Raw genomic sequence first — 14,076 nt, 5'->3', positions numbered from 1 at the left:
GATTCAGTTTTACATAAAAGGCAGGTCTCCTGGCTTATCTTCATCCTACTCGTTTCCCTTCCCATCTATATAGACAGTGGTTTAGAAATTTTCGTCAAAATTACAGTAGTGGGTGCTGCTCAAGATTGTAACTTGATTCCCTATTATCTCTTACAGATAGGTAAAAGCACCTTCTATGTTAAAGAATTCTTTTCAGTTTTAAAGTTGTAAAGTAAATTATAGCATAAAAGTATCTCATTATAAAGTGATTTTATTTAACCTCCTAAAGTTACATCCTGATCGCTATACCATTTTAATGCATCTATAAAATTTGATGGTTTAAAATCCGGCCAATAGTCGTCTATTGCATAAAAATCAGAATAAACTGACTGTACTGGGAGAAATCCACTCAGGCGTCTTCTGCCTCCCCAACGTATTATAAGATCTATTCTTGATATATCATGAGAATTTAAATTCTCTATAATAGAAGTTCTATTTTTTGAACTTCTGTTGTTTAAATTACCTAAGTTATTTAGGTCCCAATCCCATCCGTAATTTACAAGGAAGTTAACTTTCATACCCCCAGTACCTAATTTTGTTCTATTGGTATAAGGGCGTAGTTCATTTGGAAACATTGATGAATTTGAATTTCCAACAACTAAGAGTGAAGCATTTTCCATAGATAATATATTTACTGCATCAACACATGCTTTGGTAAAGGATTTTGTCTGTATCTTTGGCCTTTTAGTGTTGTCTACTGTGAAACCGTAGTATGTAATTTCATGTACGCCTAATTCTTTGCAAAGCCTGAATAATTCAATTCCAGGTTTTAATCCATATTCGTAACCTTTTTCTTTACTTATGCCATTTTTTATTGCCCAACGTCTATTCCCATCTGGAATTATTCCTATATGTTTTGGAATTTTCATAAGATAAGACCCCCTAAATAAATTTTAACAGTATCATTAAATTATTGCCAGATACAAAATTATTATTCAAAATTTAAAATTGACTGCTGCAATCAGATAAGTAAAATCTAAGTTAGAAGCCGTCTAAAATAATTTAGGCGGCTTCTTGAATAAAATCAATGAAGAAATTTCTTTTTTACTTTTTTTTCGGCAACTTCTACAAGTTTATACATTATATAAGCCAATATGGATAGTATTATTATACTTAGCATTACAGTATCTAATTGTGATATTTGTCCTCCAAATATTATAAGGAAACCAAGACCTTCTTTTGCAACAAGGAATTCACCCATGATTACTCCTACCCAGGAAAGTCCTACATTTATTTTCAATGTAGATATTAATGCAGGAATGGAGGCAGGCATTACAAGGTGCATTAATATCTGAAGCTTTGAGGCACCAAAGGTTTTTAATAATCTTATTTTGTCTCTGTCAACTTCTTTAAAGGCATTTAGTACATTCAATATAGTTACTACTATGGAAATAAGTACGGCCACCATGATAATAGCTGACATTCCGTTGCCTACCCAGAATATTATTATTGGGGCTAGTGCTATCTTAGGAAGTGCATTCAAGACTACAAGATATGGGTCAAGTACTTCAGATACAAAATCCGATAGCCACAAAAGCACTGCAATTAAAGCACCAAGAATTGTACTTATCAGGAACCCAAATATGGTCTCAATACAAGTTATACCTATATGTTTAAATACGGAACCTTCCACATATAATTTGATTAAATTTTTCCACATTCTAGATGGAGTACTTGTTAAAAATGGATCTATCCATTTTAGGTCACCGGCTATTTCCCATAAAGCGAAAAAACATATTAAAATTAAAGTCCTGCATATAAATATTTTTCTTTTTTGAGTGTTTATACTTTTTATATACAGTTGATGTTCTTTTAAATTATCTATCATTATATATTTAACTCCTTCCAAATTTTGTTGAAGTATATTCTGAATTTAGGGTCCTCTCTGCATTTTAAAGGAGAAGTATAGGATTGATCAAAAGTTATATCGAATATTGTTTTTACTTTAGCCGGTCTGCTTGAAAGTACGAGAATTCTATTAGACATGGAAATTGCTTCTGCAATATCATGAGTTACCATTATGACTGTTTTGCCTTCTTTTTTTAGTATTTTAAATATTTCATCGCTTATGTTCAGCCTTGTTTGGTAATCAAGTGCTGAAAAGGGCTCGTCAAGAAGCAGAACTTCAGGGCTTAGAGCTAGAGTCCTTATAAGGGCAACTTTTTGTCTCATCCCACCAGATAGCTCTTCAGGATAATAGTTTACAAAATCCATCAGACCATAATTTTTAAGCAGCGAATTTATTTTATTCTTGTATAGGTCAAGGGATTTATGCTGTATCTTTATGCCTAATGTTATGTTGTCCCAAACATTTGACCATTCAAATAGCTGATCCCGTTGGAACATATATCCCATTTTAGCAGAAGTGGAGGTTATTTTTTCGTCATCTATATATATATCACCATAAGAAGGTCTTATTAGACCTGCAACTATATTTAAAAGAGTAGTCTTACCGCATCCGGATGGACCAACTATACTTAAAAATTCTCCTTCTTTTACGGAAAAACATATATTTTTTAAAGCTTCAGTAGAGCCTTTCAATGAATGATAGTTCATATATATGTCTTTTACTGTTAATTTGTCCAAAATATCATCTCCCGGTCAGAGTATATTTGCTCATTTGAATTAATATATTATGAATCATGATTTATTATATGAAAATCCAGAATGTATTGTTCCTTATGATTTTAGAGGTAGAAAATTAAAATGATTATAATTAATATCTTGAATTGTGTGACATTTCGTGTTAGAATTGCGTGATAACTCACATATGTTATAATATAATTAATAATACAAAATTATTATTTTTAAAAGGTGATTGTTTATGAAAAATTTATTTCATGTAGGTCTTGATATAGGTTCAACTACTGTAAAAATAGTTGTATCAGATATCAAAGACATTGTTATTTACCATAAATATCAAAGACACTTTTCTGATATTAAAAGTACTATATCTAAGGTTGTTAGAGATGCATATGAAAAATTAAAGGATTCAGATATCACCATAATGGTTACAGGGTCAGGAGGATTATCTGTATCCAAGTGGCTCAATATACCTTTTATACAGGAAGTAGTAGCTTGTACAAATACAATAGAAAAATTTATTCCACAAACTGATGTAGCCATAGAACTTGGTGGAGAGGATGCAAAGATAACCTTTTTTGAAGATGGAATAGACCAGAGAATGAATGGTTCCTGCGCTGGAGGAACGGGTGCTTTTATAGACCAGATGGCTTCACTTCTTCAGACAGATGCAGAAGGACTAAATGAATTGGCTAAAAATTACAAGGTTATATATCCTATAGCAGCTAGGTGTGGTGTTTTTGCAAAAACCGATGTTCAGCCGCTTTTAAATGAAGGTGCGGCAAAAGAGGATGTTGCAGTATCAATATTTCAATCGGTAGTAAACCAAACAATAAGTGGACTTGCCTGTGGAAAAACTATAAAGGGAAATGTAGCATTCCTGGGTGGACCGTTATATTTTTTATCTGAACTTAGAAAGAGATTTATAGATACACTTGGATTAACCGAGAATCAGGTTGTATTTCCGAATAATTCACAATTATTTGTGGCTTTGGGAGCAGCTATTTCTTCCAAAGATCAAAGAATTATTACATTTAAAAGTCTTGTAAACAGGCTTTCTCATTTAAGTGATACTTTAACCGATAAAGTACACACTTTAAGACCTCTTTTTAAAGACGAAGAAGAATTGAGAAAATTTAAAGAAAGACATGCCAAAAGTGTAGTTGAAAAGGAAAGTCTGAAAGATTATAGTGGAAACTGTTATCTTGGTATAGATGTGGGGTCAACTACTACAAAGGCTGTACTTATAAGTGAAGATGGAAGATTATTGTATTCATCTTATGGAAGTAACAATGGGAATCCATTGAAATCTTCAGTAGAGATACTGAGTGATATATATAATAAGCTTCCAGAGTCTATTGATATTGTTAATTCAGCAGTTACTGGATATGGAGAGGGACTTATAAAATCTGCACTTTCTGTAGATATTGGTGAAGTTGAAACTGTGTCACACTATAAAGCAGCCCAATTTTTCCAGCCAGATGTGGATTTTATATTAGATATTGGTGGACAGGATATGAAATGTTTGAAAATAAAAGATGGAGTAATTGATAATATAATGCTGAATGAAGCCTGTTCCTCTGGTTGCGGTTCATTTATTGAGACTTTTGCACACTCTCTGAATATGAAAATTGAAGATTTCGCAAAAAGTGCAGAGATTTCAAGACGACCGGTGGATTTGGGATCAAGGTGCACTGTATTTATGAATTCAAAAGTTAAACAGGCTCAGAAAGAGGGACTGTCTGTAGGGGATATATCTGCAGGGCTTTCATATTCTGTTATAAAAAATGCACTTTTTAAAGTTATAAAAATAAGAGATCCTAAAGAGCTTGGAAAAAAGATAATAGTTCAAGGTGGAACTTTTTATAATGATGCTGTACTCAGAGCTTTTGAACTTATATCCGAAAGAGAAGTAATAAGGCCTGACATAGCTGGACTTATGGGAGCTTTTGGAGCTGCTATTATTTCGAAGGAAAGATATAATCCTTCACATGCAAGTACCCTTTTGAAAAATGAACAACTTAAAAACTTTAAAGCGCAGGTTAGTATGAAAAGATGTGGTAAATGTGCAAATAATTGTTTACTTACTATAAATGAGTTCCCTGATGGTAAAAATTTTGTTTCAGGCAATAGATGTGATAGAGGAATAGGTATTGAAAATACCAACAACGATATTCCAAATCTTTTTGATTATAAATATAGAAGAGTATTTAACTATGTTCCACTTAAAAGAGAGAAGGCTTTTAGAGGACAGGTAGGGATTCCTCGAGTGCTGAATTTATACGAGAATTATCCATTTTGGTTCACATTTTTTACAAAATTGGGATTTAGAGTAGAAATTTCACCGAGATCTACAAAAAAAGTATATTCACTTGGTATAGAGACAATACCTTCGGAGTCAGCCTGCTATCCTGCAAAATTGGTGCATGGTCATATAATGAGTCTTGTAAATAGGGGAATTAAATTTATATTTTATCCATGTATACCTTATGAGCAAAAGGAGCAGAAAGAAGCGGATAATCATTACAATTGTCCTATGGTGACTTCTTATCCAGAAGTTATAAAAAATAATATGGATGTACTCTCTGAAAAAAATATTAATTTTAAGAATCCATTTTTACCTTTGGATAATAAAAGCAGGCTTATAGATAGACTTGTTGATGAACTAAGCGAGTTTAATATAAAAAAGAAAGAGATTAAGGATGCAGTAGAAGCTGCCTATAGAGAGGACAAGTGTGTTAAGGATGATATAAAGAATAGAGGTACAGAGGTAGTTAAATATTTGAAGAAAACTGGTAAGATCGGTATAGTTCTTGCAGGCAGGCCTTACCATATAGATCCGGAAATAAATCATGGTATACCGAATATAATAACTTCTTACGGAATGGCAGTTTTAACGGAAGATTCTATAGCGCATCTTGGAAAGGTTGAAAGGCCTCTAAGAGTTGTAGATCAGTGGGTATATCATTCAAGATTATATTCTGCCGCAAGTTTTGTAGCGATTCAGGATAATCTTGAACTCATTCAGTTAAATTCTTTTGGATGTGGACTGGATGCAGTTACTACGGACCAGACTCAGGAAATACTTAGTAAATATGAAAAATTATATACGCTTCTTAAAATAGATGAAGTAAGTAATTTGGGTGCAATAAAGATAAGAATACGTTCATTAAAAGCTGCACTGGAAGAGAGAGAAAAGGCCGGTTTTAAACCGCATAGAGTTGGAGAAAATAGCAAAAAAATAATATTTACAAAAGAAATGAGAAAAAAACATATAATATTGTGCCCACAGATGGCTCCAATACATTTCCAATTTATTCAGGAAGCTTTCAATGCATCTAACTACAAACTTGAGGTGCTTCCATCAGTGGACAGGAGGGCAGTGGATGAAGGACTTAAATATGTAAATAATGATGCTTGCTATCCTTCCATAATAGTTGTTGGACAGATAATAGAGGCGCTTAAATCTGGAAAATATGATCTAGACAATACCTCTGTTATGATATCTCAAACAGGGGGTGGATGCAGAGCTACCAATTATATAGCATTTCTGCGAAAAGCATTAAAGGAAGCAGGAATGGAAAACATACCTGTAATATCCATAAATGTTGTTGGAATGGAGAAAAATCCTGGATTTAAAATTACACCGGGGCTTGTAAATAAAGGAATAATAGGACTTTTATATGGAGATCTCTTGATGAAGGTTTTGTATAGGGTGAGACCATATGAAAGAATACCCGGTTCTGCAAATACCTTATATAGGAGCTGGGTTGAAAAATGTAAGGAGAACGTTAGAAATGGAAATCATGTGGAATTCAAGAGAAATATTTATAATATAGTAAAAGATTTTGACAATCTAGAAATAAATAATATAAAAAAACCACGTGTTGGGGTGGTAGGCGAGATACTTGTAAAATTTCATCCAACTGCCAATAATGAAATTGTCAAGGTTCTTGAAAATGAAGGGGCTGAGGCAGTAGTTCCGGATCTAACGGACTTTCTGCTCTACTGTGCTTACGATGCAAAATTTAAACATGAAAATCTGTCGGGAACATTGCTGAGTGAAATAATAAAGGGTGCCAGTATAAAGTTTATTGAATATTATAGAAGGCACATGAAAATTGCATTGAAAAAAAGCCGTCGCTTCTCACCGCCTTCCGCAATAGATGAACTGGCAGAAGGAGCATCAGATGTACTTTCTTTAGGAAATCAAACTGGTGAGGGATGGTTTTTGACAGCTGAAATGATAGAGCTTATAAAAAGTGGAACCAAGAATATAGTATGTATGCAGCCTTTTGCATGTCTTCCAAATCACGTCACAGGAAAAGGAATGATAAAGGAATTGAAGAGAAAATATCCTGGAAGCAATATAGCTGCCATAGATTATGATCCTGGTGCCAGCGAGGTTAATCAGTTAAATAGATTAAAGCTTATGTTGTCTGTAGCCTTTAAGTCACTTAAAGATCAGGAAGCTTTTGAGGCTGAAAGTAAAGAATTCATGGGTGAGCCGGTGTTTGCAGATGATGTAAATAAATAGTATGGGAAAAGGTTTTGTGAATAAGTATTTTTCACAAAACCTTTTTTATTTCATAATATAAACTAGTATAAAAATTATCTGGGGGACAAGTATGAAAAAACATAAAATAAACATTTTAGTGCTTTTGTTCAGTTTTTTAATAGTAGTTTCAATTTTTTCAGGATGCGGAAATAGCAAAAATGGAGATAAAGCTTTGAAAAAGGTTAGGCTAAATGAAGTCGCAAGGTCCGTATTTTATGCACCTATGTATGCAGCTATAAACGAAGGTATGTTCAAGAAACAGGGACTTGATATAGATATTACTACAGGGCAGGGAGCAGACAAGACAATGCAGACTGTACTGAGCAAGAATGCTGATATAGGATTTTGCGGACCGGAGCAGGTGATATACATCTATAATCAAAAAAGAGAAGACTATCCTATATTATTTGCACAGATGACCACAACTGACGGCTCATTTCTGGTCAGCAGAAAGGATGAAAAGAGTTTTAAATGGCAGGATGTAAAAGGAAAGAACATAATAGGTGGAAGGCCTGGGGGAGTACCGGAGATGGCGCTTGAGTATGCGCTGAAAAAAAATAAAGTTGAACCTGGAAAAGATGTAAATATTATAACAAATCTTGCATATACTGCAACATCTGGTGCATTTAAAGCAGGAACAGGAGACTATGTTGCACTTTTTGAACCTACCGCAAGTATGCTTGAGAAAAATAAAGATGGATATATAGTTGCTTCAGTAGGAAAGGCATCAGGAAGCCTCCCATATACATGTTACTTCGCAACCAAATCCTATATTTCCAAAAATCCTGATGTTATAGAGAAATTTACCAAAGCCGTATATGAAGGTCAAGTATGGGTTCAAGAGCACAGTGACAAGGAAGTTGCAAATTCTATAAAATCATTTTTCCCTGGTACTGATGAAGAAATACTGGAATCCGTGGTCAAAAACTATAGAAATATAAATGCATATGCACTGACACCGGAAATCAAGCAGGAAAATTTAGATAGACTTATGGATATAATACAGTCTTATAAATCAAGCTTGATACCACAGAGGCCTCCTTTTGAAAAAATAGTTGATAATTCCTTTGCGGAAAAAGCTGTAAAATGATAAAAAATTCTTGACAGTTCTTAAATTAACGTTATAATTATAATGTATAAATTGAATTACAGTAGTGACTGTGAAGAAGAGTAGTAGAAATAACACGGTATGCAGAGAGGAAAATTATTAGTTGAGAGATTTTCCATACTATTTATTTCGAAGGTAGCTTTGGAGTTTCTTTATTGAATGCAAGTAGATAAAGACGGTTGTTTCCGTTAATTATTTAAGAGTCTGCATTATAGGTTTGTATGCTGCAGAAAAAAAGGTGGTAACGCGAGTCTTCGTCCTTTATTGGATGAAGGCTTTTTATTTTAAAAGGAAGAATATTACGAATAAATAAGGAGGATTTTTATGTCGGAGAAAGAAGAGATATCAACAACTTATAATCCAAAACAATTTGAAAAGAGAATTTATGACAGCTGGCAGAAAAAGGGATACTTCAGCCCGCAGCCGGATGCCAATAAAAAACCATATACTATAGTTATACCCCCTCCAAATATAACTGGAAAGCTTCATTTGGGTCATGCACTGGATGATACAATACAGGATATACTGATAAGAACTAAAAGAATGCAGGGTTATAGTGCATTATGGTTGCCCGGCGAGGATCATGCAAGCATAGCTACAGAAGTAAAGGTTGAAAAAGAACTTTTAAAGGATGGTATCAAGAAGGATCAAATAGGAAGAGAAGCATTTTTGGAAAAAACATGGGATTGGACTCATGAATACAGGGCAAGAATTGCCAATCAAATAAAAAAGCTTGGCAGTTCTGTAGATTTTACAAGAGAAAGATTTACCATGGATTCAGGACTCAACAAAGCAGTCAGAAAATTTTTCGTGAAGTTATATGATGATGGACTTATATACCAGGGCAACAGGATAATAAACTGGTGTCCAAAATGTCAGACGGCACTGTCCGATGCTGAAATAGAGTATGAAGAGCAGGAAGGTCATTTCTGGCATATAAAATATCCTATAGTAGGAAGTGACAGATATCTGGAAATAGCTACTACAAGGCCGGAGACAATGTTTGGTGATACTGCAATAGCTGTAAATCCCAAAGATGAAAGATACAAGGATCTAGTAGGGGAAAAAGCCATATTGCCAATAATAAATAGAGAGATTCCAATAGTTGAAGATGATTATGTCGACATGGAATTTGGAACAGGTGCTGTCAAAATAACACCTGCACATGATCCTAACGATTATCAGGTTGGAAAGAGACATGACCTTCCTGAGATAATAATAATGAATGAGGATGGAACAATAAAGCTGCCTGGAACCAAATACGATGGGTTGGACAGGTATGAAGCAAGAAAACTGGTAGTAGAGGATTTGAAGCAGCAGGGTTTTCTGGTAAAAATACAAGAACATGTACATAATGTAGGATGTCACGACAGGTGCGGCACTACTGTTGAACCTATGCTTTCAAAGCAGTGGTTTGTAAAGATGAAGTCACTGGCAAAGCCGGCAGTTGATGCAGTTAGACAGGGAAAGATAAAATTCGTACCTAAAAGGTTTGAAAAGATATATTTCAACTGGATGGAAAACATACAGGACTGGTGTATATCGAGGCAGCTTTGGTGGGGTCATAGGATACCGGTTTGGTACTGCAAGGATTGTGGTGAGGTTATTGTATCCATGGATGAGCCTGAAAAATGTACGAAATGCGGTTCTAGTAATCTGGAACAGGATAAGGATGTGCTGGATACCTGGTTCAGTTCTGCACTATGGCCGTTTTCAACGCTTGGATGGCCTGACAATACCGATGATCTTAAATACTATTATCCAACAAGTACGCTGGTTACAGGCTATGATATAATATTTTTCTGGGTGGCAAGAATGGTTTTCTCGGGACTTTACTGTATGGATGATATTCCATTTCAGAATGTACTCATACATGGAATTGTCAGAGATTCTGATGGAAGAAAGATGTCGAAATCTCTCGGAAATGGTGTTGATCCTATAGATGTAATAGATGAATATGGGGCAGATGCACTCAGGTTTACGCTCATTACGGGAAATTCCCCTGGAAATGATATAAGGTACTATCCTGAAAGGGTGGAGGCTTCCCGAAATTTTGCAAATAAGATATGGAATGCATCCAGATTTGTGCTGATGAATATGGATGAAGATCTTATGAAAAAATATTCAGAGTGCAAAAATTATACTGAAGCAGATAGATGGGTATTGTCCAAATTGAATACACTTGTAGGGGAAGTTACTGAAAATATAGAGAAATTCGAACTTGGGATAGCATCGCAGAAGATATATGACTTCATCTGGGGAGAATTCTGTGACTGGTATATAGAACTTGTAAAGCCGGTTATGTACGGTGACAATGAAGAAGCAAAAGGGGTGGCCTATAATGTATTGAACAGGGTGCTGACTGTAAGTCTGCAGCTTTTACATCCAATAATGCCGTTTATAACTGAAGAAATATATACTCATCTCTATAACAGGGAATATGAGTCCATATGTATATCCAAATGGCCTGATTATGATGAAAAATTAAAGGATATGGAAGCTGAACGGAATATGGACTATATTATAGAAGCGATTAAGGCTGTAAGAAATTTAAGAACAGATATGAATGTCCCTGTTTCAAGAAAAGCAAAGGTACTTCTGCATATAACTGAAGATAAAGCAATAGGAGCCTTTCAATGTGGAGAAGATTATTTCAAGAAACTGGCTTCTGCTTCTGAAGTTCAATTTCTTGAAGATGAAAATGAAGTACCTGAAAATGCAGTTTCTACAGTTACAAAAGGAGCCCAGATATTCATTCCACTCTTTGATCTTGTAGACCGGGATAAGGAATTGGAAAGGCTGAATAAAGAGAAAACAAGACTTATGAAGGAAATAGAAAGAGTTGAAAAGAAGCTCAAGAATGAAAAATTTGTATCCAAGGCACCTGAGGAAGTAGTAGAAGGAGAAAGAGCCAAGGGTGAAAAGTACAGAGAGATGTTTAGAACTGTTTCAGAGCGAATAGATAGTTTGAATTAGTTGGATGTGAAAAAAGTATGAATTATATGGAAGCATTGAATTATATAGAGAGTACAGCCAGGTTTGGGAGCAATCTAGGATTGGAGAGAGTTGAAAAATTACTTGAATTGCTTGGAAATCCTCAGGAGAGGATAAAATGCATACATGTAGCAGGTACAAATGGCAAGGGTTCAATAACAGCAATGATAAGTAAAATATTGAGCAGATCCGGTTATAGAGTTGGAATGTACACATCTCCACATCTGGAAGTTTTTGAAGAGAGAATACAGATAAACGGGAACAACATATCCAGGGATGATCTTGCTCTGTCTGTTACAGAAGTATCAAAAGCTGTTGACAAGGTATTGGAACTTGGATATGACAATCCCACGGAATTTGAGATAGAGACCTGTGCCATGTTCCACTATTTTGACAGGAAAAAAGTTGACTTTGCCGTAGTGGAAGTCGGACTTGGTGGAAGACTGGATGCAACCAATGCAGTACCGCCTTTTGACATTGAAACCGGTGGGGGAACTATTTTGAGCGTGATTGCATCCATAAGTTATGACCACATGAAGATTCTTGGAGATACTCTTGACAAGATAGCTTATGAAAAAGCGGGAATAATAAAAAAAGGTATTCCAGTAATTCTGTATCCCCAGAAAAAAATTGCAGAAAAAGTGATAGAGAATATATGCTTTGAAAAAAAATGTAGGCTTGTGAAAGTACCCTGCAATTCTGTCAAACTGGTACAGAAGGGGAAAATAGACAAAAACAGCAGAAACTATTGTCAGGATCTGAATGCTTTTATGGCCGACGGGAAAGTGTACAGTATAAAATTATCACTGCTGGGTACTCATCAGATACTGAATTGTGCTGTCGCTATATCTGTTGCAGAAGAACTTATGAAAATGGGTGTAAATATTACAATGGAAAAATTGATTTTGGCACTGTCTGAAGTAAACTGGATAGGCAGACTTGAAGTGATGAACAACAAGCCTCTTGTGGTTATGGATGGCGCACACAATATAGACGGTATAGAAACTCTTAAAAAGAGTATACAAACTTATTTTAAATATGAGAACATGGTCCTGATACTTGGAATATTGGCGGACAAACAGGTTGACGATATGGTGAGGAAAATAGTGCCTGTTGCTAAAAATGTATTATGTGTCACTCCTGATAGTGACAGGGCGGAAAGTGCGGAAGAACTTAAAAAGGTTGTATTTAAATATAATAAAAATTGTGAAGCATTTGAGGATTATTATTCTGCCTATGTGAAAGCCATGTCCTGTGCAGGCGAAGATGACATAGTTGTCATAGCCGGTTCTCTTTATATGATAGGAGGCATGAGAAAACAGATTAATACCAATAAAAAAATATATAAATGATAAAAACATCAGGAGGCCTATCATGAACCTTTTTAAGAAAAAATCGCTGGAGCAATTGCAGCATAGTATTCAAAAAACAGATTTGAATAAGAATTTGAAAGCAGTAGATATAGCGGCACTCGGCATTGGAGCAGTTGTAGGTGTTGGAATATTTGTTGCAACTGGAGAAGGGGCCCATATGGCAGGACCTGGAATAATATTGTCATTTATTCTTGCTGGAATAGTGGCCTGCTTATGTGGCTTGTGTTATTGTGAACTGTCTACGATGTTTCCAGTGGCTGGAAGTACATATTCATATGCATATATAGCTTTTGGTGAATTTATAGCTGTAATTATAGGATGGTGTTTGACAGCAGAATATATCTTAGCGGCAAGTGCAGTGGCATCAGGATGGTCAGGAACGTTTAAAGGAATATTACAGTCTACGGGTGTTTCACTTCCAAAAGCTATTTCCACATCTCCAGGAAATGGAGGAATTATAGATTTGCCTGCTGTTGTGATAATAATGCTTTTGACGGGACTGTTGTATATTGGAATGAAGGAGAGTTCAAGGGTCAACAATGTAATTGTTGTAATAAAAATATCTGTAATTTTACTTTTTGTATTTTTAGGCATATCACATATAAAAATCTCAAATTACCATCCTTTTATTCCTAATGGATGGCATGGAGTTTTTACTGGAGCCAGTATTGTATTTTTTTCATTTTTAGGGTTTGATGCCATTTCCACTTCAGCTGAAGAGGCGGCCGACCCCAAAAAAGATGTATCGAAGGGTATAATAATGTGTCTTGTAGTGGTATGTATTCTTTATGTGTCGGTGGCAACCGTACTTACAGGAGTTGTTCCATACAAAGAAATTGTTTCTGATAATGCAGTACCTGAAGCTTTATTCAGACTGGGTATAAGGTGGGGATCTGCCCTTGTAGGTGTAGGGGCCATTTTGGGAATGATTTCAACTATGATAGCGGTTTTATATGGTCAGGTAAGAGTATTTATGGCCATGTCAAGGGATGGTTTGCTGCCTAAAATATTTTGTAAAATACATAGCAAGCACAAAACCCCATATGTGGCTACTGTGGTTTCAGGAATAATAGCATCAATAATAGCGGGTTTCCTGCCGCTTAGAATAATAGTTGAGTTTGTAAGCATTGGAACCTTGATGAGCTTTATAGTTGTATCTGCAGGAGTCATTTATCTTAGAAAAACTATGCCAGATTTTGAAAGAAAATTCAAGTGTCCAGGAGTACCATTTACACCTATAATAACCATAATATGTTGCATAGTATTTTTGATATCAATGAGAGGTATAACATGGATAGGGTTTGCAGTATGGTTGTCTATAGGACTTATTATATATTTTACCTATGGAAGAAAACATAGTGTACTGCAAAAGGAAGATAGATAATAATTTAAAAGAGTGAAGCTATTCATATTAGTGGAAA

General features: G+C 35.1%; 8 protein-coding genes, 1 riboswitch and 1 other annotated feature. Of the genes, 5 read left to right on the top strand and 3 right to left on the bottom strand.

All coding sequences use genetic code 11. The features are described 5' to 3' along the window. Positions 1-2 precede the first annotated feature (2 nt). Positions 3-189: riboswitch (cobalamin riboswitch) on the bottom strand. Between the two features lie 65 nt (positions 190-254). The 3 genes from uppS to ACSVC9_RS11455 all read right to left on the bottom strand — a co-directional run bounded on the left by uppS (position 255) and on the right by ACSVC9_RS11455 (position 2,625). Next, entirely contained in the window at positions 255-908 is a 654-nt protein-coding gene (uppS, locus tag ACSVC9_RS11465) for a polyprenyl diphosphate synthase (protein ID WP_446897619.1), read from the bottom strand. Positions 909-1,063: 155 nt separating this feature from the next. After that, the gene (locus tag ACSVC9_RS11460; RefSeq protein WP_446897618.1) at positions 1,064-1,867 is read right to left on the bottom strand and encodes an ABC transporter permease; all 804 of its coding nucleotides are present in this window, start codon (positions 1,865-1,867) and stop codon (positions 1,064-1,066) included. Next, a complete protein-coding gene (locus ACSVC9_RS11455) occupies positions 1,867-2,625 on the bottom strand; it encodes an ABC transporter ATP-binding protein (protein WP_446897617.1) in 759 nt (252 codons plus the stop codon). The genes ACSVC9_RS11460 and ACSVC9_RS11455 overlap by 1 nt, the downstream gene beginning before the upstream one ends. A 238-nt stretch (positions 2,626-2,863) precedes the next feature. Here ACSVC9_RS11455 and ACSVC9_RS11450 point away from each other — a divergent pair, with 238 nt between their 5' ends. The 5 genes from ACSVC9_RS11450 to ACSVC9_RS11430 all read left to right on the top strand — a co-directional run bounded on the left by ACSVC9_RS11450 (position 2,864) and on the right by ACSVC9_RS11430 (position 14,039). Then, the gene (locus ACSVC9_RS11450; RefSeq protein ID WP_446897616.1) at positions 2,864-7,159 is read left to right on the top strand and encodes an acyl-CoA dehydratase activase-related protein; all 4,296 of its coding nucleotides are present in this window, start codon (positions 2,864-2,866) and stop codon (positions 7,157-7,159) included. A gap of 91 nt (positions 7,160-7,250) precedes the next feature. Continuing rightward, positions 7,251-8,270 carry an ABC transporter substrate-binding protein gene (locus ACSVC9_RS11445; protein ID WP_446897615.1) on the top strand — a complete coding sequence of 340 codons (1,020 nt, stop codon included), beginning with the start codon at positions 7,251-7,253 and terminating at the stop codon, positions 8,268-8,270. A 61-nt stretch (positions 8,271-8,331) separates the two neighbouring features. Further along, positions 8,332-8,553 (top strand) — a binding site (T-box leader). Positions 8,554-8,612: 59 nt separating this feature from the next. Then, complete coding sequence (locus ACSVC9_RS11440; protein WP_446897614.1) at positions 8,613-11,264, top strand: valine--tRNA ligase; 2,652 nt, start codon at positions 8,613-8,615, stop codon at positions 11,262-11,264. A 17-nt stretch (positions 11,265-11,281) separates the two neighbouring features. Continuing rightward, entirely contained in the window at positions 11,282-12,634 is a 1,353-nt protein-coding gene (locus ACSVC9_RS11435; protein WP_446897613.1) for a bifunctional folylpolyglutamate synthase/dihydrofolate synthase, read from the top strand. A gap of 22 nt (positions 12,635-12,656) precedes the next feature. Next, a complete protein-coding gene (locus tag ACSVC9_RS11430; RefSeq protein WP_446897612.1) occupies positions 12,657-14,039 on the top strand; it encodes an amino acid permease in 1,383 nt (460 codons plus the stop codon). Positions 14,040-14,076 lie beyond the last annotated feature (37 nt).

The sequence above is a fragment of the Clostridium sp. LBM24168 genome, from assembly GCF_052953915.1.
The sequence above is the reverse complement of the archived record's forward strand: the minus strand, read 5'-3'. Positions and strand labels throughout refer to the sequence as shown.

Coding starts and splice junctions, on each gene's coding strand:
- ACSVC9_RS11445 (WP_446897615.1), top strand. CDS start 7,251: ATGAAAAAACATAAAATAAACATTTTAGTGCTTTTGTTCAGTTTTTTA.
- ACSVC9_RS11435 (WP_446897613.1), top strand. CDS start 11,282: ATGAATTATATGGAAGCATTGAATTATATAGAGAGTACAGCCAGGTTT.
- ACSVC9_RS11450 (WP_446897616.1), top strand. CDS start 2,864: ATGAAAAATTTATTTCATGTAGGTCTTGATATAGGTTCAACTACTGTA.
- ACSVC9_RS11460 (WP_446897618.1), bottom strand. CDS start 1,867: ATGATAGATAATTTAAAAGAACATCAACTGTATATAAAAAGTATAAAC.
- ACSVC9_RS11440 (WP_446897614.1), top strand. CDS start 8,613: ATGTCGGAGAAAGAAGAGATATCAACAACTTATAATCCAAAACAATTT.
- uppS (WP_446897619.1), bottom strand. CDS start 908: ATGAAAATTCCAAAACATATAGGAATAATTCCAGATGGGAATAGACGT.
- ACSVC9_RS11430 (WP_446897612.1), top strand. CDS start 12,657: ATGAACCTTTTTAAGAAAAAATCGCTGGAGCAATTGCAGCATAGTATT.